The sequence below is a fragment of the Corynebacterium sputi DSM 45148 genome (assembly GCF_000427865.1).
Classification (GTDB): Bacteria; Actinomycetota; Actinomycetes; order Mycobacteriales; family Mycobacteriaceae; genus Corynebacterium; species Corynebacterium sputi.
In genome coordinates this window covers 55,961-78,703 of sequence record NZ_ATYV01000003.1, presented here as the reverse complement: position 1 = coordinate 78,703, position 22,743 = coordinate 55,961, and the positions used below count along the sequence as shown (strand labels likewise).

The 22,743-nt window shown below is 62.2% G+C and carries 22 protein-coding genes and 1 tRNA gene; 11 read left to right on the top strand and 12 right to left on the bottom strand.

Annotated elements, in window-relative coordinates; all coding sequences use genetic code 11:
* Positions 1–4: 4 nt before the first annotated feature.
* Entirely contained in the window at positions 5–982 is a 978-nt protein-coding gene (locus tag YWU_RS17370) for an alpha/beta fold hydrolase (protein ID WP_084141598.1), read from the top strand.
* Here YWU_RS17370 and YWU_RS0102530 read toward each other — a convergent pair.
* Genes YWU_RS0102530 through nth form a run of 4 tightly spaced genes read right to left on the bottom strand, consistent with a single transcriptional unit; the run spans position 979 to position 4,487 of the window.
* On the bottom strand, positions 979–2,172 hold the full coding sequence (locus YWU_RS0102530) for a MarP family serine protease (protein WP_027019229.1): 1,194 nt from the start codon (positions 2,170–2,172) through the stop codon (positions 979–981). The genes YWU_RS17370 and YWU_RS0102530 overlap by 4 nt on opposite strands.
* A gap of 58 nt (positions 2,173–2,230) precedes the next feature.
* Complete coding sequence (locus YWU_RS14745; protein ID WP_240484033.1) at positions 2,231–3,016, bottom strand: NUDIX hydrolase; 786 nt, start codon at positions 3,014–3,016, stop codon at positions 2,231–2,233.
* Entirely contained in the window at positions 3,013–3,681 is a 669-nt protein-coding gene (locus YWU_RS17365; RefSeq protein WP_051259935.1) for a TlpA family protein disulfide reductase, read from the bottom strand. The genes YWU_RS14745 and YWU_RS17365 overlap by 4 nt, the downstream gene beginning before the upstream one ends.
* Entirely contained in the window at positions 3,678–4,487 is an 810-nt protein-coding gene (nth, locus tag YWU_RS0102515; protein WP_027019228.1) for an endonuclease III, read from the bottom strand. Before nth ends, YWU_RS17365 begins: the two co-directional genes overlap by 4 nt.
* Before the next feature lie 239 nt (positions 4,488–4,726).
* Here nth and YWU_RS0102510 point away from each other — a divergent pair, with 239 nt between their 5' ends.
* Entirely contained in the window at positions 4,727–5,410 is a 684-nt protein-coding gene (locus tag YWU_RS0102510) for a Crp/Fnr family transcriptional regulator (RefSeq protein WP_027019227.1), read from the top strand.
* 106 nt (positions 5,411–5,516) lie between these two features.
* Here the strand turns inward: YWU_RS0102510 and YWU_RS0102505 are convergent, their stop codons facing one another.
* The 5 genes from YWU_RS0102505 to YWU_RS0102485 form a co-directional block, all read right to left on the bottom strand.
* Positions 5,517–6,851, bottom strand: coding sequence for a DUF418 domain-containing protein (locus YWU_RS0102505; protein WP_051259934.1), 1,335 nt, complete (start codon positions 6,849–6,851; stop codon positions 5,517–5,519).
* 18 nt (positions 6,852–6,869) lie between these two features.
* Positions 6,870–7,679: an MBL fold metallo-hydrolase gene (locus YWU_RS0102500; protein ID WP_027019225.1), complete on the bottom strand. Its 810-nt coding sequence runs from the start codon at positions 7,677–7,679 to the stop codon at positions 6,870–6,872.
* 152 nt (positions 7,680–7,831) lie between these two features.
* Entirely contained in the window at positions 7,832–8,293 is a 462-nt protein-coding gene (locus YWU_RS0102495) for a RidA family protein (RefSeq protein WP_027019224.1), read from the bottom strand.
* 3 nt (positions 8,294–8,296) lie between these two features.
* On the bottom strand, positions 8,297–8,461 hold the full coding sequence (locus YWU_RS18090; RefSeq protein ID WP_156892685.1) for a Sp36 family protein: 165 nt from the start codon (positions 8,459–8,461) through the stop codon (positions 8,297–8,299).
* 28 nt (positions 8,462–8,489) lie between these two features.
* On the bottom strand, positions 8,490–8,849 hold the full coding sequence (locus tag YWU_RS0102485; RefSeq protein ID WP_027019223.1) for a WhiB family transcriptional regulator: 360 nt from the start codon (positions 8,847–8,849) through the stop codon (positions 8,490–8,492).
* Positions 8,850–9,391: 542 nt separating this feature from the next.
* Here YWU_RS0102485 and YWU_RS0102480 point away from each other — a divergent pair.
* On the top strand, positions 9,392–11,785 hold the full coding sequence (locus tag YWU_RS0102480) for a transglycosylase domain-containing protein (RefSeq protein WP_027019222.1): 2,394 nt from the start codon (positions 9,392–9,394) through the stop codon (positions 11,783–11,785).
* A gap of 93 nt (positions 11,786–11,878) precedes the next feature.
* On the opposite strand, the gene YWU_RS0102475 is transcribed toward YWU_RS0102480, so the two are convergent.
* Complete coding sequence (locus tag YWU_RS0102475) at positions 11,879–12,337, bottom strand: GatB/YqeY domain-containing protein (protein WP_027019221.1); 459 nt, start codon at positions 12,335–12,337, stop codon at positions 11,879–11,881.
* 67 nt (positions 12,338–12,404) lie between these two features.
* Between YWU_RS0102475 and YWU_RS0102470 the strand changes: the two genes are divergently transcribed.
* Positions 12,405–13,355 carry a metallophosphoesterase gene (locus YWU_RS0102470; RefSeq protein ID WP_027019220.1) on the top strand — a complete coding sequence of 317 codons (951 nt, stop codon included), beginning with the start codon at positions 12,405–12,407 and terminating at the stop codon, positions 13,353–13,355.
* A 119-nt stretch (positions 13,356–13,474) separates the two neighbouring features.
* Positions 13,475–13,548 (top strand) — tRNA-Pro (locus YWU_RS0102465).
* Positions 13,549–13,671: 123 nt separating this feature from the next.
* On the opposite strand, the gene YWU_RS0102460 is transcribed toward YWU_RS0102465, so the two are convergent.
* A complete protein-coding gene (locus tag YWU_RS0102460; protein ID WP_027019219.1) occupies positions 13,672–14,247 on the bottom strand; it encodes a hypothetical protein in 576 nt (191 codons plus the stop codon).
* A 74-nt stretch (positions 14,248–14,321) separates the two neighbouring features.
* On the opposite strand from YWU_RS0102460, the gene YWU_RS18085 reads away from it, so the two are divergent.
* Positions 14,322–14,747, top strand: coding sequence for a hypothetical protein (locus YWU_RS18085; RefSeq protein WP_156892683.1), 426 nt, complete (start codon positions 14,322–14,324; stop codon positions 14,745–14,747).
* Here YWU_RS18085 and YWU_RS0102455 read toward each other — a convergent pair.
* Positions 14,628–16,223, bottom strand: coding sequence for a phage tail tape measure protein (locus YWU_RS0102455; protein WP_027019218.1), 1,596 nt, complete (start codon positions 16,221–16,223; stop codon positions 14,628–14,630). The genes YWU_RS18085 and YWU_RS0102455 overlap by 120 nt on opposite strands.
* A gap of 569 nt (positions 16,224–16,792) precedes the next feature.
* On the opposite strand from YWU_RS0102455, the gene YWU_RS0102450 reads away from it, so the two are divergent.
* From YWU_RS0102450 to YWU_RS0102430, 5 genes are all read left to right on the top strand, one after another.
* Positions 16,793–17,362 (top strand): hypothetical protein, encoded by a 570-nt coding sequence (locus YWU_RS0102450; protein ID WP_027019217.1) that lies wholly within the window; start codon positions 16,793–16,795, stop codon positions 17,360–17,362.
* A 304-nt stretch (positions 17,363–17,666) separates the two neighbouring features.
* Entirely contained in the window at positions 17,667–19,322 is a 1,656-nt protein-coding gene (locus tag YWU_RS14735) for an AMP-binding protein (protein ID WP_051259932.1), read from the top strand.
* 97 nt (positions 19,323–19,419) lie between these two features.
* On the top strand, positions 19,420–20,460 hold the full coding sequence (locus YWU_RS0102440) for a GNAT family N-acetyltransferase (RefSeq protein WP_027019216.1): 1,041 nt from the start codon (positions 19,420–19,422) through the stop codon (positions 20,458–20,460).
* Between the two features lie 3 nt (positions 20,461–20,463).
* Positions 20,464–21,840, top strand: coding sequence for a TIGR01777 family oxidoreductase (locus YWU_RS0102435; RefSeq protein ID WP_027019215.1), 1,377 nt, complete (start codon positions 20,464–20,466; stop codon positions 21,838–21,840).
* 104 nt (positions 21,841–21,944) lie between these two features.
* Complete coding sequence (locus YWU_RS0102430) at positions 21,945–22,577, top strand: fasciclin domain-containing protein (RefSeq protein WP_034646801.1); 633 nt, start codon at positions 21,945–21,947, stop codon at positions 22,575–22,577.
* Positions 22,578–22,743: the final 166 nt, after the last annotated feature.

Sequence of the window (22,743 nt, the reverse complement as noted above, 5' to 3'; positions counted from 1 at the left end):
AACGGTGTCGCAGTCTAATTCTGAGCAGGTCTCTCCACCTCGGGTGGAGGACCTGCTCATTGACGGTCCGTGGAAGCATCAGACGGTGCATTCGCGCGGACAGCGCTTCCATTACGCGCAGTGTGGTCGAGATGCGGACCCCTTGGTCCTCCTCATCCACGGCGCGTCTGGAGGTTGGTTCGATTGGCGCCACGTCATGGAACCGCTGGCGGACTCGGGCTACCGGGTCGTAGCGGTCTCTTTGCGCGGTTGGTGCACCTCGGATCGCACTCCCACTGGCTACCGCACGGATATTGCCGCTGAGGATATGAGCGGCGTGATCCGGGCACTCGGCCATGAGCGCGCCTTCGTCATTGGGCATGACCTCGGAGGGTTCGTTGCGTGGACAATGGCCGCTCAGGAGCCGCGTCTGGTGCGCGGAGCCGTCTCCGTCGGGACGCCGAACCCGTTGATCTGGCTGAATCGCCAGATGATTAACAGTCCGCTGCAACGCCGGCTGACGGTTCTCGCGCTACAACTCAGCCGCACCTGGGGCCCGGGCGCCGGATCCCCGGAAGCCTGGGCAGACACCATGCTGGAATTCGCCGGCCCCGATTACCGTGCCAGTGCTGATTTCCAGGTCACCCATGACTTCCACGTGACGTCCCTGGCCGCAGGAGCTCTCCACCCGGCGTCGCAGCACACTCAGTGGCTCGCGCGCCCGTGGGCGCCGGGCCGGTCTCGGTGGCGGGTGTCCCTCCGGGAGGCAGTCAACGTCTCTCGCTCTATCGGTGGGATCCCGCCGGTGCTCCTCATTAACGGAGCCGAGGATCGCCTCTCCCAGCCCTCCTTGGTGCAGGCAGAGCAGGAAACAATGCTTAACGACGCTTTCCTCGACAAGCGCATCCTCCCTCCCCACATTCTCGGGGGTGCGGGGCATTTCCCCCATCTAGAGATGCCCAGCGCCTTCATCGAGGCCGCCGGGGCCATGCTCGATCTCTAGAGCACGCAGTTACCGGTGCTGACCGTCGCGTCCATGTCTCGGGCGAGGTCGAGGTGCTCCAGCGCCTCTTGCGCAGTGAGCGCATAACCGGTCTCCTCCACGCCGACACCGGCGCCGAAGACCAGTCCTGCCACCTGGCCGTCATTGGTCATGAGGGGTCCTCCGGAGTTGCCCTGGCGGACGTCGGAACGCAGCACGTAGGCCTCACGGGTAATGCGTCCGGCGGAGTAGATGTCCGGGCCGCGAATGTTGAGGCGGTCGTCGACACGCGCGGGAGTCGGGGTGTACGGGCCGGACTCGGGGAAGCCAATGACGACGGCGTTGTCCCCGACATTCAGCGGCTCCGGAGCCCACTGCAACTCCGGCAGCGGCAGATCCCACGTACGCAGGATTGCTACGTCTTCCTCCGGGTCGAAGTAGACCACCTGCGAGTCGAAGGTTCCGTTTATTCCCTCTAGTCGGACCGTCTCGACTCCAGCGACGACGTGCGCGTTGGTCATCACCAGATCAGGTCCCACGACGAATCCAGAGCCCTGCATCATGCGATTGCACTGAGGCGCCTCGCCCATCACTCGGACGATGGACTGACGGGCATTGTCGACCATCTCCGGGTTGACCAAGTTCGGATCGGCTGGGGCCGGGTCACGCTCAGTAGGAGTCTCGAAGGCGGTGACCGGCGGACGCATGCCATTGGCATCGAGTTCGCGCATGAGCTTCGCAGGGATCTCGGTGAGCTTCGAGGGCGCCACCGAGTCGACGAAGGCCAGCACGCGTGAGTTTCGGATCGAGGAGGACACTTCGCCGTCGACCATGCTCGCGATCGGAAGCAGCAGGACCCACGCGACCAACAGCGTGATGATTGCCTGCAGAACCGAGCCAACAGCGGAGTCAGTTTTCTCCAGGATGGAGGAAGCTCGGATGGCGTTGCGCACGGACTGACCGGCAATGCCACCGACGACACGCCCCACGATCAGCAGGAACAGCACCGTGGCCAGTCCGGCGTAGACCTTCCCTGCTTCGCTATCGACGAAATCCATGGTCCATGGAGCGATCGCGAAACCGACGACACCGCCGGCGACCAGACCCAAAATGGACAGCACCGAGACAATGCCACCCTGTCGCCAACCCATACCCATGGCGATCAGAACCACCAGGATAAGAATGATGTCGAGGATCATCGAGCCTGTCATGTTGGTGAGTCTCCTCGTGTGGCTGGTGCGGATGAGCGGGAGGTGGGCTCTCCCTGGTTTACCTCAGTGTGCCGGACCCGCCGAAATTGAAGCTCTCGTTGTTCGCTGATTTGGCGAGCGTGTCGAACAGGTCGTGGACCGGCTCCTGTTCCCAGGGCACCGACCAACCTGCAGCATCCAGCAGATGGGAGAGTACTCCGGCGGTGAAACCCCACACGACAAAATCGCCGACGCGGAAGGCTGGTCCGCTCCAGTCCCCGAATCCTACGGTGAAGCGGGACTCTGGAGAGATCAGTTCACTGACCGGCACGGTGAGCACCGCATCAGTCTCGTTCTCATCGACGACGCGCAGTTCATGCGGGTCATGCCAGTACGCCAAGACCGGATGGACTTCGAAGCCAGTGCGGTCGATACCGATCGAATCGATGACTCGCAGCGGGGTCGCCGACACCGGGTTCAGTCCGGTCTCTTCCCAGGCCTCTCGCAAGGCGGTGTGCACGGCGTCGCGGTCGGTGGCGTCGACCTTTCCACCAGGAAAGGCCATTTGACCGGCGTGGCTGCGCAGGTTCGGGGACCGGTGCGTAAGGACGATGCGGGCGTCTTCTGGGCGCTCAGTCGCGGTGGGGTCACCTTCAACCAGAACCAGAACTGCCGATTCACGGGGCTTGTCTACCGCCGCCATTGACTTCGTGGATGCGGCTCTGCGCAGCGCTGCCAGCCCCGGATCTTCATGCTCAGCGAGAACTGGTCCCAGCCATGGCGGAACCGTGGTGATGCCCTTCTCCGGGGTCCAGAGCTCAGGGAGCTCCGTTAGGCCCAATGACCTCATCATCTGGTCCGTCATGCCAGTGCCTCCGCGACCGCCTGGTCGATCTCCTCGATGCTGGTGAAGTACGTCGGAAGAATAGACCGGGCGTTGCCCTCTGCGTCGAAGATCACGGTAATCGGTACGACCTTGGGCAGTCCGAGGACGGGCCCGACTACATCATCGGTGTCCTGGTACGAGCGCAGCGGCACTCCGACGTCATCGAGGAAAGCCGCTCCACGACCGGGCGAGGTGGACTGCTGAACGCCGACCAACTGGATGTCTGGGTTCGCCTCGCTCCACTGCTGCAGCATCGGCATTTCCTCGCGGCACGGTGCGCAGTTCCAGGCCCAGAAGTTCACCACGGCCGGCTGTCCGGCCAGGGCTGCCCCGAGGTCAATCTCGCCCTGCTGGTCCGCGCCCAAGCATGGCAACATCACGCCTGCCAGCGGCGCGCCCTCAGCGAGGGACTCGCCCGAGCCCTCCCCTGGCACCGGACATTCCGGCCGGTCGAGGACGTTCTCTACTGGCATGTCCTCTACGTCGTCGTCGTATGCCACGGCTGACTCTCCACCGGAGAACGCCATCGCGAACATGAGCCCAAGGATCACCACAACCGCGACCGCCGCCAAAGACAGCCAGATCCAGCCGGCCTTGTCAGCGCGACGTGCCGACACATCGGTCTCATTCCGGTCGTGGGTCACTGTTCCTCCTCGGTGGGGACGTCGTTAAGCCCCGCCATTTCCAACAAATGTTCGCGGTCAGCTGAGTTGATCAGCTTCATCGCAGCTTCCGGGTCGGTTGGCCCTGCTTCGCCATAGGACGGGCAATCTGCAGCCAAGAAACACGCACCACACGCTGCCCGGCGCGAATGACACACCCGACGCCCATGAAAAATGATCCGGTGCGAGAACCAGGTCCACTCCGGTTTTTCGATCACATCCATCATGAACTTCTCGACCTTCACCGCATCAGTCTCTTCGGTGAATCCCAGCCGACGCACCAGCCGACCGAAATGCGTGTCGACGGTCAGCCCCGGCACATCGAAGGCATTACCGAGAACCACATTGGCCGTTTTCCGTCCAACCCCAGGCAGCGACACCAGGTCCGCCTGGTTGCCCGGCACCTCGCCACCGAACCGGTCAGTGACCCCCTGAGCAAACCCGAGGAGGTTAGCGGCCTTCGCACGATAGAACCCGGTCGGCCGGATAACCTCCTCCAGTTCCACCACGTCCGCGCCAGCCAATGTCGGCGCGTCTGGCCACCGCCGAAACATTTCGGGCGTAACGGTATTGACCCGAGCATCGGTGCACTGTGCCGAGAGAATCGTGGCGACTGCCAGTTCATAGGCATCGCGGAAGTCCAGCTCGCAGTGCGCGTCTGGGTAGGCCTCAGCCAGGGTGCGGTTGACCCTGCGTGCTCTGCGCACCATTCCCAGATGTGTCTCGGTCCCCTTCGCCGCCGGGTGGCTGCCTGGGGTGCGGCGGCGTCGGGACGCAGTTGATGACATGGTCACATGATAGCTACCGCTCCCATATACCCCGGACTGCACCGCATGCCGGGCGAATTCCTTGTGGCAATGGTCACGCGAGCTCCCGTGAAACTGTAGGATTGGTCACGTCACAGTTAACAGGTTTCACCACCAGCCCCTCCTGTCTCCGCTTGGGCCTCACCAAGCAGACATTTCGCGGGGTTACGGCAAACCGGTTCGTCGCAGATTTGATGGTGCGATGGGAAGGAAATACACAAGTGAGCGATGTGCACGAGATTCTGTCGCGGGCCGGCGTCTTTCAGGGCGTTGACCCCGAAGCAGTGAACGGCCTGCTCAACGAGCTTGAGACGGTCCGTTTCCCCCGCAGTACCACCATTTTCAATGAGGGCGAGCCCGGAGACCGGCTCTACATCATCATCGAAGGCAAGGTGAAGCTCGCCCGTCATTCTCCCGACGGCCGCGAGAATCTCCTCACCATCATGGGTCCCTCGGACATGTTCGGAGAGCTGTCGATCTTCGACCCGGGCCCGCGCACGTCCTCGGCGGTCTGTGTCACTGAGACGACCACCGCCACGATGACTCAGCAGCAGCTCGATGGTTGGATCGACACCTACCCGGGCATTTCCGCGCAGCTGCTGCGGATGCTGGCTCGTCGCCTGCGTCGTACGAATAACTCGCTGGCGGACCTTATCTTCACGGACGTTCCCGGTCGTGTCGCCAAGGCGCTGCTCTCCCTGGCCAACCGTTTCGGTCAGAACGAGGGTGGCAGCCTCCGGGTGACGCACGACCTCACGCAGGAGGAGATCGCCCAGCTGGTTGGCGCTTCCCGCGAGACGGTCAACAAGGCTCTCGCCGAGTTCGCGCACCGCGGGTGGATTCGCATCGAGGGCAAGTCCGTCCTCATCACGGACGCAGAGCGTCTGGCTAAGCGCGCGCGCTAAGAGGGACCCGTTCGGGGATTCGCTTCCCGACGTCCCCCTCCCCACTCCCCCGGGCCCTACCCGGGGGAGTCGGCAATTCTATGGGTCGGTAGCGGCTCTGCCAGACCTACAGCGCCCGAGAGTCCGCCGCTCCGTACGTCATTCTGCGGTGCAGTTTTTCTGCAGGTCCGGGCTTGCCTGCCACTTCCAAGCCATAGGCGAAGAAGACTGTGACCAGCCAGATGAGGGCCGACCAACCAGCGATCGCTGCAACGGAGGCCCCGTCGAACACGTCGAAGCCCCAGCCGGAGACCAGCACGATAAAGAGGACCGACTGCATGAGGTAGCCGGACATTGAGCGCTGACCCAGTGCCTTCAGTGCTTCCAGCGGCATGGGCATTGTCGGGGCGTCGACACCGGCGTCGGCGGTTGCCTTTTGCTTCTGCTGCAGCCCACGCAGAGCCAAGGCGATCGCGGCAATGATGCCCGGTCCGGCCAGGTTGCCGGCGATCTGAGTGAGGGTTGCCCAGATCTCGGTGTTGAGCACTCCGGCGGATTCCAGTCCTGCAGGAACACCGGTGAGCACCGCGGCAGACAGCCCAACGACCGCGACGATCCGCAGCAGCTTCAGGTGGTTTTCTGCATCGGTCAGAATGCCGCGACGAGCCACGACGATACCGACCAAGACCAACGAGAACAGCTGCGGAGCACCGAAGATCACCGCAATTGGAGTCGAAACCAGGATGACGAGTCCGGTGAGAATCTGCGCCAGATACGTTCCCTGGAGGGCTTCTGCACCGAACATGGACAGCAGAATGTTCTCACCTTCTGCGAATCCTTCGGCTCCGGGTGCTCCAGCAGCAGCGTCGACGGCGAACTCTCCGGACACGGCCATGAGAGCGAACGAGCCCAGTTGGAAAAGGACGTAAATAGAGAACAGCAGGCCCGCGAACCACAGCAGGGTTTTATCGCGCCACGGCACCATGAATGCCGCGACCAGTCCATAGATCGCGTACATCAAGAGGATGTCTCCGAAGAAGAGGAACACCATGTGCAGGGCACCAAAGAGGACCAGCGCCCAGTAGCGCCGGAACATCAACTTCCTGGCTGACTTCCAGGGTGTGCCGCGTTTCCATTCGCGCACGGCCAGCATTCCGATGCCGAAGCCGAAGAGCAATGCGAACATCGGTAGACCACGGGAGTTGCCAAAGATCCCCAGGATGACATCGACGACCGTGTCCGTGGTGGACACCGGTGGTGTGGGCAGCAGATCGCTGCCGAATGCCAGCCAGGCGGTGGTGCCGTTGGCAAGTGCGATACCGAGGAGCATCAGCCCGCGGGCGACGTCTGGGGAGAGGGTTCGCTCTTTAGACCTAGTGTGACCCGTGACGACGGGAGCGCGGTGCGCAGCAGGCCCATCCGGTTCGTCGTCTGGGACGGATGGGGGCGGCCGGTCTGCCACGGGTCCTCCTGGTGTCGGTTACTCCTGGTCCTGCAGATACCTCAGGGTAACGCGGGTGGATTGCTCGGCGGCGTGGCGCAGCACCGGGTCCACATCGGTGTAGATCTCGTCGACCAACTGGTTGACCGTGGCACCCGAACCGAGCTTCTCGCGGGCTTCGCGGACCTGCTCCAGGCGCTGTTCGCGCCGGTCAATGTACTTGCGGGCGATCGCCGAGGTGTCCGGCAGTTCCGCGCCATGGCCGGGGAGCATCTGGATCCCGGCACCGCGCTCTTCGAGCATTCGCAGGGTCTGCAGGTACTTACCCAGGTCGCCGTCGGTCTCGGAGATGGTGGTGGTGTGGCGTCCGGCGGTGGTGTCGCCGGTCAAGATTCCCACGACATCCTCGCCCTCACCCGGGTGAATGAAGAAACAGACGCTGTCGGCGGTGTGGCCGGGGGTGTGCACAACCTCGACCCGCGGCGTGACGCCGTCGATGTGAATGCGGTCACCGTCGTAAAGCACTTCCCCGCCACCGGAGCAGTAGGCGGGTTCGAAAGCACGAACCGGTGCTCCGGTGATCTGGCGGAAGCGAGCCGCGCCATCGGCGTGGTCTGCGTGGCGGTGAGTCAGGAGGATCAGCGCAACCTCGCCGGCCTCACGGTGCAGGACATTGAGGTGTCCTTCGTCTTCTGGACCAGGGTCAACGACGATGCTCCGAGCATCGCCGTCGGCGCGGATGATGTAGGAGTTAGTCCCCTCCAAGGCACCGTAACTGGGATTGCTGCACAGGACGACGCCCACAGATTCATTCACCGGGCGCAACTGGTTGTAAGCGGGATGCTCCATGCCGCACATCTTACGTTGTGACGGCAGGACTGAACGACACGGAAGGGCGTGACGCAACGTGACTTTCGCGACGCTCTCCTCAGATACACGTCAGCGGGTCAGATCTGAGCCTGACCCGCGTCCGTATACATTTGCGCTGAGCGCGCAGGGGGTTAAGCCTCGACCTGGACCGTGATTTCGATTTCGACCGGTGCGTTCAGCGGAAGTTCCGCGACACCGACGGCTGCACGGGCGTGGGCGCCGGCGTCACCGAAAACCTCTCCGAGCAGTTCAGAAGCCCCATTGACGACACCTGGCTGACCGCTGAAGCCAGCGGCGGAAGCGACGAAGCCGCCGACCTTGACGACCTGGACGACGTTGTCGATGCCAACCAGGGCGTCGACCGCAGCCAGGGCATTGAGGGTGGCAGTGCGAGCCAGGTCTTTCGCGGTGTCCGCGTCAACCTCAGCGCCAACATGGCCAAGTGCCGGCAATTCACCGTTGACGAACGGGAGCTGACCGGAGGTGTAGACGAGGTTGCCTACCTTGATCGCCGGAACGTAGGCGGCGACAGGAGCTGCGACCTCGGGCAGTTCGATGCCCAGTTCAGCAAGCTTTTCGGAGTACTTGCCCATGATCTAGGCCTCCTCGAGCTGGCGCTTGAGGTAAGCGACGTGCTGCTCACCCGTCGGGCCCGGCAGGACAGAAACGAGCTCCCACCCGTCGATGCCCCAGCTATCCAGAATCTGCTTCGTCACGTGCGTGAGCAACGGGACAGTTGCGTACTCCCACTTGTTAGTCATAAAACAAATATAACGACTGAGCCTGATGTCATGCAGAGTGGGCGTCGCGCTGACGCGTGTGCTGCTCGGCGTAGTAGTCCGCCCAGCTGGTGACTTCGGGGTGCTCGCGCAGCAGTGCGCGGCGCTGACGCTCGGTCATGCCGCCCCACACGCCGAACTCCACCTCATTGTCGAGAGCGTCTGCGCGGCACTGCAGTGCGACCGGGCAGTGGCGGCAAATGACTGCTGCCTGACGCTGAGCTGCGCCGCGGACGAAGAGCTCGTCCGGGTCGATGTCGCGGCACTTTGCGTGGGTGATCCACTCGCCTCGGTCGCGGAAGCTCTCGGGGCCGAGCTCCGGGGCCAGATCTGTGTCTACAGCGGTGCGGGGAGGCAACGTTGCGGTCATGATTCTTTCCTCCTGTGCGGCCAAATCCGCTCTAACTAAGCGTTTTGGAGTTTCAAGTATCCGACGGGATCCTCACTTCTTGATAGTTGTAAGTCTAATCACACATTTTCAGTATATGTCTACTAGGTCACATTCTGGGGGTAAAGGCATACGCCGGGCCCCATGCACTACACCGGAGAGAGCGGACCTCATAGAGCGCCTCAGCGAGCGGATACTCTCTACGGGAAAAAAGGCTAACACTGGAGAACTGCCGTTACTCTGGTGCGCCCCGCCCATTTCGCGCGGCCCACTAACCCACCCCCGACCCACCCGCCATCTGGACAAGTGTAAAAAAATCACCTGTTCAGAACCCGCGGAAATGGGGGTAGCACACCGCTGGCTACCGAGTGCTGAAAACACGGAATTCCCGTTTTGAGGCTCACAGCACCCACCCCGTGTGACCACTCTGCTGCGAAAGCGCTTAGATCGAGTCGCAGACGAGGAATCTGAGGAAATTTTCCCGATAAATGGGATACCGCGGCTGGCCAAGTAGGGTAGGCCCTGTGAATCAGGGTTCTTTGGTACTGCGGCTTCTCGTCGCGACGGTTCTCTCCGGTGTCATTCTGGCCGCCGCGGTCTTCCCCGCAGCCGGCCTCGCCGGACAATCACTCCTGCGCACTGCAAGTGGTTTGGAGGGGTCCGCACAGGGGCTCATCAACGGAGACGCACCGGAAGTCACCACCATCACCGATGTGCACGGTGAACCATTGGCGCACCTCTATGAACAGCAGCGTTTCATCGTCGAGTCGAATCAGATCTCCGACAATATGAAGGGTGCCATCGTTTCTATTGAGGACCGGCGCTTCTGGGAGCACGGTGGCGTGGATTGGCGAGGCACGCTTCGTGCGGCCGTCGCGAACTTCACCTCTGGCTCGGTCCAGCAGGGTGCCTCGACGATCGAGCAGCAGCTGATCAAGAACCACGAATACCTCGTTGCCGCAGAAACAGACGCCGAGCGCCAGCGCGCTGTCGCCACTGACTACGGACGCAAGATTCGTGAGATCCAGATCGCGCACCAGCTTGAAGACCTCATGGATAAGAATGAGATCCTCGCCGGTTACCTGAACCTGGTGCCCTTCGGAAACGGTGCCTTCGGCATCGAAGCTGCGGCACAGACCTACTACGGCGTCCACGCCTCTGAACTGAACATCACGCAGTCCGCGATGCTCGCTGGCCTGGTCCAGCAGACCACTGGCCTGGATCCGTACACGAACCCGGACGGCGCCCTGGACCGACGGAACACGGTGCTCCAGGCGATGGCAGACAACGGCGCCATCACCGAATCGGAGTTGCGCTCGTCGACAAATGAGCCGCTCGGTGTTCTTCCTGAGCCCAATCGAATGCCACACGGTTGCATCGCTGCCGGGGACTCCGGCTACTTCTGTGACTTCGTCATCGACTGGCTTGAAGAGCAGGGCATGAGTTACGAGCAGCTCAGCCGCGGTGGCTACACCGTCCATACAACTCTCGATCCGGAGGTGCAGGCGAACGCCCAGCGCGCAGTCCGTGAGACCACCGCAGAGAATGCCGGTGGCGTTGCTCAGGTCATGGATATCATCCAGCCGGGCGAGGATTCCCGCCGCGTGCTGGCCATGGTGTCCTCCCGCCCGTACGGCCTGGACACTGAGAGCAGTCAGACGGTGCAGCCCCAGCCGTGGGCAACGGTCGGCAATGGCGCCGGATCTATTTTCAAGATCTTCGCCGCTGCCTCAGCCATCGAGCACGGCATGGGCATCGACGCTGAACTCAGTGTGCCGCGCCGCTATGAGGCCACCGGCCTTGGTGACGGTGGCGCCGAGAATTGCCCCAGCGGTCTGTACTGCGTGGAGAACACCGGCACCTTCGATTCGTCGATGACTCTGACTGAGACTCTCGCTGAATCCCCAAATACCTCGTTCGTCATGCTCGCCGAGCAGGTCGGCATCAACGAGGTCGTGGACATGTCTGTGCGCCTGGGCATGCGGTCTTACCTCGACGAGGGCAGCTTTGACGGCGAGTCCTCGGTCGCTGACTATGTCAAGAACCACAACCTCGGCTCTTACGTCCTTGGACCGACACCGGTCAGCGCTCTGGAGTTGGCGAACGTTGGCGCGACGCTGTCCTCCCAGGGCCGCTGGTGCGCGCCGAACCCGGTGGACCGAGTTACTGACCGCAATGGCAATGACGTGCACATCAACGTCCCTCCGTGCGAGGACGCCGTAGAGCCGAGCGTCGCCAACGCAATGGCCCACGCCCTGGCTTTGGACACCGTCGACGGCACCGCCGAAGATGCAGCCCGCTCCGCTGGCTGGGAGGGGGAGATGGCCGGCAAGACCGGCACCACCGAGTCGAACCAGTCCGCCGCGTTCCTCGGGTTCACCGGTGGCTTGTCCGCAGCGTCCTACATCTACAACGACGGCACCACCACCTCCGAGCTGTGCACCTCCCCGGTGCGCCAGTGCGGCAGCGGCAATCTCTTCGGCGGCCGTGAGCCGGCTAGGTCCTGGTTCTCTGCGGTGATGCCGGTGCTGGACAACTTCGGTGGTCCGGGGCTGAACCCGATGGATGATGCTTACCGCAGCAGCACCGCTGAGATCCCTGATGTCGTCGGTAAGCGCGAGACGGAGGCCACTCGACTTCTTGAAGAGGCTGGTTTCCGGGTCAACACTGCATCCGCTGCAGGTACCGGTCGCCCGCGTGGGGAGGTCTCCGGCATCCGCAACCAGGAGGCAGTCCTGGAAGGCGGCATCGTGACGCTGGAGGTCTCCGATGGATCCCGCCCGGCACCGGAGCCCCGCCCTGAGCGTGAGAGCAACCGCGGTGGCGGAGGCGGTACCGGTGGAGGAGGCGGCGGAGGCGGCATCCAGTTGCCGCCGTCGATCGACATCCCGGGCATCGGCACCATTCCGCTGCGCTAAAAGATCAACCCCCGCTTCCCGACGCAAAGAGCCGCCACACACCGTGGCGGCTCTCTTTCGGTCTAAGGCCGAGACGTCAGGAGGCTGTTTTGATTAGCCCTGCAGGCGGGACTTCACAGCGGCAGACAGGCGCTTGCCGTCGACCGACGCGCCAGCGCGCTCCTTAGCTGCGGACATGATCTGACCCATGGCCTTCATGGAGGGCTCGTCGCCGCAGATCTCGGAAACAGCGGTGTCGACGAGGGAGTTGAGCTCTTCGTCGTTGAGCTGACGCGGCTGGTACTCAGCGAATACTGCTGCTTCCTGCTCTTCCTTCTCAGCCAGCTCGTCGCGTCCGGCCTCGCGGTAGACCTCAGCGGACTCGCGACGCTTCTTGATTTCGCGCTCGATAACGCGCTGGATCTCCGCGTCGTCGAGCTCGTGCTTCTGGCCGGAGACCTCTTCGGTCTGGATGGCGGCCTTGAGCATGCGCAGAGCGCTGGTGCGCTCCTTGGTGCGGGCCTTCATGGATGCCGTCATATCGGCGGTAATCTGGGACTTCAGTTCACTCATGTCACCAGGTTACAACCTGCGCGCGGGCCTACCTGTGCAAACAATGTGCTGTACTACCGTGGAGCGCATGAGCGACACCCAGAAGTCCCCGTCAGTTCTCCGTCAGGCGGCCACTATCTTCGGTGGCACCATGGCGCTCGGTGCAGCAACAGGCGCCTTGACCTTTGCTTATGCGAACAAGATCGAGCTGACGCACTTCAAGCTCCACCGCGTGAGCCTGAACGCTCCTGCCCGCAGCGGTGAGACTTCGCCGTCCCCCACGAAACCCCTGCGCATTCTGCATATCTCGGATCTGCACATGACTCCGGATCAGGAAAAGAAGCAGCGGTGGGTCGCGGATTTGGCCAGGCTGAAGCCGGATCTGGTGGTTAATACCGGTGACAACCTCGGCTCGGAGCAGGCGGTTCCGGCAGTGCTGAGGGCGGTCGACCCGCTGCTGGACGTCCCGGGCATCTTCGTCTTCGGCACCAATGACTACTTCGGCCCTAGCCCGTCCAACCCCATGAAGTACCTGACGAAAAAGAAGCGAGTCCCCTCAGCGGTGAAACTCCCCTGGGAGGGCATGCGTGCGGCATTCATTGAGCGTGGTTGGGAAGATGCGACGCACCGTCGTTTCGACCTGACCGTCGGCGACGGCTGGAAAGTCGCCGTGGCAGGTGTCGACGACCCCCACCACAACTACAACCGCCACGACCTCATCGCTGGCGCTGCAGACCCCAGCGCGGACTTCTCCATCGGACTGTCCCATTCCCCGGAGCCGGAGGTGCTGGACCTATTCGCGGAGGACGGCTACGACCTCGTCATGTCTGGCCACACCCATGGCGGCCAAGTGTGCCTGCCCGGCGGTCGTGCGATCGTGACCAACTGCGGCATCGACCGGTCCCGAGCACGGGGATTATCCCGCTGGACCGAGCGCACCAGCCTGCACGTGACCAACGGACTGGGTACCTCCCCCTATGCGCCGGTGCGTCTGTTCTGCGCCCCGAGCGCCACCCTCATCGAAGTTCACCCGGGGTAAGGGTGGGACCACGGGGTGTTTACCGGGGTTCACCACTTGTTTTGTGTTTTCCCGGCCACATCGCCTAACCTAGACAACGTTGCCGAGACAGGCTGAGCGCAAGCGAGGCAAGTCGAGACCGGGGTATGGCGCAGCTTGGTAGCGCGCTTCGTTCGGGACGAAGAGGCCGTGGGTTCAAATCCCGCTACCCCGACAACAGAGAGAGACCATCACCACACGGTGATGGTCTTCTTTCATGTCTGGGACTAGTTCCGCCTCATTCATCAGAGCTGAAAAGGCCCGGCCGAGGTGGCCGGGCCAATCAGAGTGGGCGGGTCTAGATCACCCAGTCATCACCCAGTACTTCGTCACGAATCTTCTCCGCGCGGTAGAAGTACAGCACGCTGAGGTACAGCACTCCAAGGAAGAGCACCAGCGCGGTGACCACGGTGCCGACCAGCAGCCAAGCGACCAGAGCCAGCACGATGAAGACGACGAAGGACAGCACCAGCAGGGCGTCCCGGAACAGCCCGGAAATCACCGACACCGACGGCGCCAGCAGATCCCGCCCCTGAATCCCCAGCAATACCGCCAGGCCGATCACAAGGAGCAGCAGGTACAGGGAGACAAAGGCCCACAGGTCGTAGATGCGGGAAAGGAGGATGTCGTAGGTCGTCATGAAAGTCGGATCCAGCAGATCCTTGAAGACCGACTCGGCCATGATGAGCGCGGTAATCGCTCCAACAGGGATGAAGACGTCCCGGCATCGTGCGAAGACGGCACCCATCTCCTGGCGACCACGCTCAGGAACGAAAACGGCACCCTTCCACAGCAGCGGCACCGCGATGGCGATGCCCGCCACGAGTGCGAAGTGCAGGGCAAGCAGCACTAGCTGAATCGACACATAGTCCATATCTGTGCAGGATACGGCAGACCCCTACCCACCGGCGTCGGGGTCCGGGTTTAGTCACGACTATCGTCGGGTCCATGTTTGGTGTCGTTCTTGTCATTCTCACGGTCCTGTCGATGTTCGCGGCATGGATCCTGGCGAAGCAGGCCCGTGAAGACCGAGCAGAGCAGGCGCTGCGCGCCGCCGATGAGAACAGCGATGAGACGGACACTCCCCCACGCCGGTCGATCCGAGCTTCCGAAGGTTTCACTTGGGGAGCGGCGATCGTCGCGATCTTCGCGTGGGTCGGTCTGGCTAGGTTCGGCTATCTGGCGATGTTCCCGCTCGGCTCGTCAATGTACGGGATGGAAAATCAGACGATGTCGTGGAACGCCCGAGCTCAGCTAATGGGATTCCCGGGGATCGGAGTCGCCTCCGGAGCGTTCGTCGTGCTCCTGGTTCTCGCCATCGGCGGAACCGTCCTCGCCATCCGGCGTTTCCGCGTTCGCAGCCACACTCACTAATTGCTCGTCTTCTTCCTCGTGTTCTTGCTCTTGTTCTTCCTCTTGAGCAAGTTCCGCCTTGAGCTCTGAGCGTCGACCTACCCAGATCGAGGCGATCCCCAGCGCACCCAACAGAGCGGTCAGGGTGATGGTGGTGGTGAAGGGGATGAGGGAGGCGTCGTTAAGCAAAGAAGAAATCCCTGCAGACGGGTACGTCAAGGGCATCAATGCGGAGACGATCGCAGGGATCTCCGCGAGGGAAGTGCGCAGGAAGACGCCGAGATAGATGACCTGGATCAGCATCGCCGTACCGATCGCGATGATTCCCCACCTGCGGTCGAGCACCTTGAACAGGACGCCTGCGACAGCGGCGGACGCGATAGCCGCCACGGCGACAAACAGCACCGCGAGCAGCCCTGTCGCCACCGTGAACCCCGGGGTGACCACCAACAGCGTGACAGTGCCGACCGCAATCACCGCACCAAGCGCTCGGGCAGTCTGATTCACCGGCAGGAGCCACAACAACGCGGCTGCACCCATCATGAAGAAGAGCAAGACCACTACGGTGCGCTGAGCTGCCTCGGTGGCATCCACGGTCCCGGCGGCTGCGGCGAACTCCGCATCAGAGACATCCCCGAGGGCAGAGCGGGCCGTGGCGATCTCCTCATTGCCAGAAGTGGCCATTCCTTCCAGACGGTCAATGCCGCCCTGGAGCTCGTCCATCGCCTCAAGAAGGACCTCGGATCCCTCGGTCGCGTCGTTCAGCCCATTTGTCAGAGCGGTTCCTGATTCGGCAGCAATCTCCTGAGCTCCGCTCGACGCATTCTGAAGGTCAGCCGCCAGATCCTCGAAATTGATCAATCCCAGCTGCCGCTGCAGCGAGTCCAAGTCCCCGATGGCAGCCTGTGCGTCCGGGCTATTGGAGGCCTGCAGCGACTCACGGGACCGATCAATCGCTCCATTGATCTGACCGGTGGCCGCAGCCAGCAGAGGCAGGCCACCGGAGGCATCATCGAGACCTGTCGATAGTTCCTGAGTTGCCTCGACCAGTTGGCGAGCTCCTTCTTGGAGTTCAACGAGACCGTCTGCAAGCTCTCCGGTACCTGTCCTGATCTCCCCGACGCCTTCTGAGCCCTGTTCCAATCCACTAACCAGTAGGCCCGACTGCGCTGCCGCTTCCTGTAACGCCGTCTGCGCCTGTCCATGAGGACTAGACCCAGCCGCTGCCCCATCGCTCTGTTCCACCGAAGAGCCCGCAGGCCCACCCCACAGGTTCACGGTGCCGGATCCAACCAGGACCGCCCCGACGATAAGAGGCACCACCATCAGCGCAGCGAGGATCCCAGGCACCAGCGGACGACGCTCCGAGCGGAGATTGCTGTTCTCGGGCTCCTCCGCCAGCACTCCGTCCTGCTCGGGGACATCCGTCGCCGCGATCTCCTCTGTAAGGAGGTCCTCAGGCTCAGATGACTGCCGGTCAGATGATGTGGGCTCCATGGGCCCAAATATAGTGAACTTCTGTTACTGGTGTGACTGATGTGACAAAAGAGGCCAGCGGCTATTCGCGGAGCTCTCAAAACGGGCGAAAAATCGCCAAAACGCGGACGTACCAGCGCTGCGCTTTTGCCGCTAGGAAAGTAGGCCTAATCTGCAAACATGTGGCGAACCTCAAAACTCGACGTAATCGGCATGAAAATCCTTAGATAGGTACAGAATTTCTGGCGGCCGCGGAATTACGACTGGAACAAAGAACTGTTAACATAACCGTTACCGATACCCCCATACGTGGGTATAACTATTTTGATCTAAGAAACCACTATTAACCACACTAAGGGTACCCTGAGCAGGGGGTTTACATCCCGGATTCACGCCCTGTTCGCCTAACGGACATGTGTCGTGCGCCACACTCTTCGTTCGCTATTGCCGTCTTCCCAGGCGACTCTTAAAGTTTGGCTCATCGCTTATGGAAAAGATTCGTTACACCCCGGATATCCCGGTTGTCCCAAGTCTTTTGCCTCTGCAACTCCTCCACACAACAACCGCCACACAGTCGCGAAGGACTACACATGGACAACTACATCGCTCTCATCGAGGCCCTCTCCGGTTTCGCTCCGGACACCATCACCGTCGAGGTCCTGCCGGGCTTCGAGTCGATCACCGGTGGCGGCGACGCCAACCTCCTCACCAGCGGTGAGGACCTGGGCCTGGTCAACGTTGACGGAAACCTTGGACTCGCCAACGCAGGCGAAGACCAAGTTGTCGGCCTCTTCGCAGCCGGCGACAACCAGGCTAACGGTGTCGGCGGTCCGGTTGTCGGTGGCGACCACGCTTCCGACGAAGCTGTCCAGAACACCGGAGAAGGCAACATTGCCAACGCTCCGCTGTCCCAGGCCAACAGCGGCGACACCGCTCAGCTCGGCGGCCAGACCGGCGACGGAGCCGCACAGCTGGGAGGCCAGACCGTTGGTGATGGCGACCTGAACAACCCCCTCGGCCAGACCCTGCGCGAAGGCCTCATTGGCCAGGGCGGCATCCTGGGCAACACCGGTGAGGGCACCGGCGGACTGCTGAACACCGGCCAGGACAACGGCGGCCTGCTTGGTGGCGGCCTCGGTGGACTGAACCTCGGCCTGTAATTGGCCTGAGCCCCACGGCTTCAGAGTCCACAATCGCTCCACCCGAGCGGTTCTCGACTCAGCGACAACCCCACACGAACACCTCGTGTGGGGTTTTCCCTATGTATAGGTATTCGGTTGCGGGGGGATGCGTGAAGCAGTAGCTTGCCTCTTTGCCCATTTAGGATGGCATTCCCAGATTTTGTGGCTTAAACTATTCGACATCCTTGGCCAGAGCGTTTCACAGCTATAGTGCGAACGTCAGCTTATTTTTTCACAGCTTTAGGCGCACCCGCCCAGAGCGGATCCAGACGAGAGGCTTGCAGTGTTCGAAAGCAAGATTCGAGATTTCAAGGCAACGCTGCGAGGCATCGGTGTCGTACATAACGTCGATGTCTTCGACGGCGCGGAGAAGGGCTCGGTCGCAAAGACCGTCAAGGCCGTCGCCAAGTACGGCATGAGCCTGTCTGGCCTGATCGAGGGCGCAGCCGCACGTACCCCGAACGCCGCAGCCCTCATCGATGATGACGGTGAACTGACTTACACCCAGCTGCGTAACCAGGCTCGCCTGACCGCAGAGGCGCTGGCCAGCCACGGCATTGATCAGAACAGCCGCGTGGGCATCATGGCCCGCAACGGCCGTGGCTTCATTGTGCCGCTGGCATCCAAGGGATACCTCGGATACACTGCCTTCCTTCTGAACGTCGGCGCCTCCGGACAGCAGCTCAGGGCGATCATCGACGAGCACCAGCTCGACGCGATCATCTTCGATTCCGAGTTCGACGAGCGCCTGCCGGAGGATCTCTCCGAGCTCGGTGTCATCACCATCCACGGCCACGTCGCCGAGGGTGCACGCGCTGACGTTGACTTCCAGTCGTTGCAGGACCTGTGGGCGAACCCGGGCCCGAAGAACGCGGAGATCCCCAAGCGCCCAAAGCAGGGTGGCGTCATCATGATGTCCTCCGGCACCACCGGTATCCCGAAGGCCGTGCACCACTCTGAGCCGGTCAACCCGCTCGGCGTCCTGGCGCCAGCCGTCGATGTGCTCGAAGGTGCTCGCCCGGGTGCTCGGATCCAGCTCACCGCCAGCTGCTTCCACCTGCTCGGCTGGGGCGTTACTGTCCTCGGCCTCGGCTTCGGTACGACTCTGATCACCCAGCGAATCTTCGACCCGGAGAACGTGCTGCGCCAGGTCGACCAGTACAAGTGCACCGGCATGGTGTCCTCGGCTGTCTTCCTTAAGGACGTGCTCGCTGTCGATGATGGATCGTTCGACACCTCGTCGCTGCAGTTCATCATGAATGCCGGCAACGCAATGAGCGAAGAGCTTGTTCGTGGCTTGCAGAAGAACTACGGCAACATCCTGGCCAGCGCGTATGGCTCCACCGAAGGTCTCCTCGTTGCCGTCGCTAGCCCCCAGGATCTGGTCGAGGACCCGAATACCGCCGGCTACCCGGTGTGGGCAGGCCGCATGGCAATCCTCGATGAGAAGACCGGCGAAGAGGTCGCAGACGGAACTGTCGGCGTCCTGCACGCCCATAACTCCATGTCCATGAAGGGCTACCTCGGCGATCGCCACGAGCCGACCTACCGCGATGGACTGCTGGACTTTGGTGACCACGCTGTCATCGATCCGGTCTCCAAGCGCGTGCGCATCCTCGGCCGCAACAACGACATGATCATTGTCGGCGGCGAGAACATCTGGCCCGCCTCCGTCTCCGACATCATCGACACCATGGATGGCGTTCTGGAGTCCTACTGCGTCGGCATCGACGACCCGGACACGTTCCAGAAGGTCAAGGCCTACGTCGTGCTCAAGGACGGCATCGAGATCGATCCCGACCAGATCCGCGACTGGGTCGCCGAGAACTTCATGCTCCCGGCAGTTCCCAAGGAGGTCGTCTTCTACCCGGAGCGACTGCCGCGCAACGTCATCGGCAAAGTCGTTAAGCGCGACCTGAAGGACGTCCCGGCCTCCTAAAGCCCCAGCCAAAGGCCGGCTTCGGTCGGCACTGAAGGCACCAGAGCGTCCCGCAGGTTTCTGCGGGGTGCTCTTTTGTGTTGTTACGCTCGGGAAGATGAACTTCCTCGAGACGCTGAAAGGCTTCGTTACCTCCGACTCCGCCAAGGAGCCAGAGCACTCCCACACCACCGGCGATTCGCCGGGCGAGGGCTACACCTGTGTTCCACTTCGATCTGATCTCGTACCCGCTTGGTCAGGCCTGACGGGGAGGGTGGCGGAAGTTGAGGAGAGCGTCGAGAAGCGATACGAAGAGACGCTCGCAGAGAGCCTCGACACCCCTACCCTCGACCTAGAGAAGGACACCTGGGCGGTCTTCGCCGGCGATGATTTGGTCGCGGTGGGGCTGATCAGCGTGGAGGAGACACCCGATCCGGATGGCCTCAGCCACCTTGACCTGCAGTTCCTCATCGACCCCGCGCACTATGACCCGATTGGTCCGTGGCTGCTGCCGACGATGGAAAAGCGCGTCATCGAACTGGCCGATGAGCGCGGAATCACCGGGCCGCGCTGCCTACAGACCTTTGGTGTGGGAGTGAACTCCCCGCAGGCGGCGCTGCTGGCTCGCCATGGCTACGGTCAGGTCCGACTGTTCGACAAGATGAAGCTGTCTCTGGATGCCTTGCCGGACGACTTCCAGCCGCGGCCGCGAACCGATGCCATCGTCGTGCGGAAGGTGCAGGAATCCGACCAGGAAGCAGCGCGTGAGGCGCACATCGACGCTTTCCGCGACCACTGGGGAGAAGCCCCGCCGACTGCTGAGATCTGGGATGAGGACTGGCACTCCATCAGCGCGAGCCCGGAATACTCCGTTGTGGCAGTCGACCCAGATGGCCGGGTGCTCGCCTATTGCTTGGCGCTGCAGACCGTGCCCCGCGAGGTGTACTTGGCGCTGGTCGGTGTGCGCCGGGAAGGCCGTCGTCGTGGCCTGGCACCCGCGGTTCTCACCACCGCCATCCGCGCCGCGGCCGACAGCGGCGACATCGACTCCATCACCCTCCACGTGGACACCACCAGCCCCACCGGCGCCGACGGGCTCTACCGCAAGCTCGGCTTCGACCACGGCGTGGTTACCTCAGTCATGCGAAAGGACGCATAGACAATGCGCCTGGTCAACGAAGAATCCATTCCCTACGACCAGGCACGCGTTTGGGCCTGGTACGAAAGTCCCGGCGCCATTCGGCGCCTCATGCCCGGGTTGTTGCCCATGCGGCCAACCTCAGAAGCAACCGCGCTTCCCGACGGTCACACTTCCCTCACCCTCCCCCTCGGAATATCCCTCTCTGCTCGGCATCAACCGGCGGATTTCATTGAGGGCCGCCAGTTCGCGGACAGTTTCTCTGACCAACCGCTGCAGGGACTGCTGAAGTTCACGCACGTCCACGAGATCCTGCCGAACGGTGACAACACACTGATCCGTGACACCGTGAGCTCCCGGTTCCCGATCCCAACCATGCGGCAGACACTGCACTACCGCAATGCCGTGACTGCTGGTGATCTCGCGGCGGCTGACCGATTGGCCGGGTACGTGGGTGTCGAGGACGCAGACGCGGTCCCTCGGAAAACCATCGCCATCAGCGGTTCCACCGGGTTGATCGGAACGCAATTGACGGCGCTTTTGTCGATGTTCGGACACCGGGTGATCCGGCTAGTCCGAGACATCGAGGCCGTGGGCACCCATGACGATGACTGCGCCACCGAGTCCAGGTTCTGGGAACCGGCAGATCCAGACGGTGCCCTCCTGCAAGACGTGGACACCCTCATCCACCTGGCTGGCGCCTCCATCATGGGTCGGTTCACCGACTCGCATCTTGCGAAAATCCGATCAACTCGCGTTTGCCCGACAAAGAAGCTGGCCAAATTGGCGTCTATGTCCGGAGTCTCGACGATCGTCTGCGCCTCCGCCGTCGGTTACTACGGTGCCGACCGTGGCGATGAAGTGCTGCCAGAGTCCGCCTCTACCGGGGAGGGTCCGTTGGCGGACATCGTCTCTGATTGGGAGGAGGCGTTGGAACCTGCTCGGGAGGCAGGTGTGCGAGTAGTGAATGTACGCACCGGTCTGGTTCTAGCTGGGGGCGGTGGACTGTTGCCGGTGCTAGCAGCGCCGATCGCTGGTTTCCTCGGCGGGCCCATTGGCAAGGAAACCAGGTGGTTCCCGTGGATCGCACTGGACGACATGCTGGACATCTACCACCGCGCCGCCCTCGATCCGGCTCTGAGCGGTCCGGTCAATGCGGTCTCCCCCGGGCTTGTCGACGACAAGGAATTCACCGACATTCTCGGCTCCGTCCTGCGCCGACCAACTGCCATCACAGTGCCCTCGTTCGCCCCGAGTGTGATTCTCGGACGAGAGGGCAACAAGGAATTGGCGCTTTCGAACCAGCGAGTAATTCCAGAGGCACTAGAAAGTGCCAACCACGCGTTCAGATTTACCAGCGCTGAGCAGGCAATCAGGCATGAACTTCTCCGTAGGAATTAATTTCCTATTGACTAATTTATCCATATGTGTAATATAAAGTGCGTCGCACCTCATACACATACAGCCCCATGGCAGGGTGTGGCCCAACACTGAAAGGTCTGATCATGAAAATTCAGCGCACCCTCGTAGCTGCCGTCGGCGCCGCGTCACTCGCTTTTGCACTGGCCGCATGCTCCGATGACAACGAGACCATGGACAACAACACTGAGGGCACCACTGCCACCCAGACCTCCGAGATGGACTCTGCCGACACCACGACAGAGACGGAGACTGACGGCGAAGAGGCCAGCGGCAACACCATCGTCGATGCCGCAATGGGCAATCCGGACTTCTCTACCCTGGTTGAGGCGCTCCAGGCAGCCGACCTCGTCGAAACCCTGCAGAATGACGGCCCATACACCGTCTTCGCACCGACCAACGAGGCCTTCGCCGCACTGCCGGAAGGCACTCTCGACGAGCTCCTCGCGGACCCCTCCGGCGACCTCACCGAAATCCTGACCTACCACGTCATCCCCGGTGAAGTGATGGCAGCGGACGTGATGGAGATGGACGGCGAGACCGTCGAAACCCTCCAGGGCGAAATGCTCACCATCCAGATCGATGGCGACGCAGTCTGGCTCATGGATGCCGATGGCAACACTGTCCAGGTCACCGACCCGGACATGACCGCTTCCAACGGTGTCATTCACGCTATTGACGGTGTCCTCATGCCGATGCCGGCCGACGGCGACATGTAAGAACAGGCCCCTGTCCAACAACACCACATAAACCTGGCCGGACGAACCCTAGTCAACCAGTCCGGCCCAGGACAGTACCGTCAGATGCTCCGACGGCCACTGGGTCAGCAACACCCCTCCACGGATATCCGTGGAGGGGTGTTGTGTTTGTGCGGTGCCCCTCGCG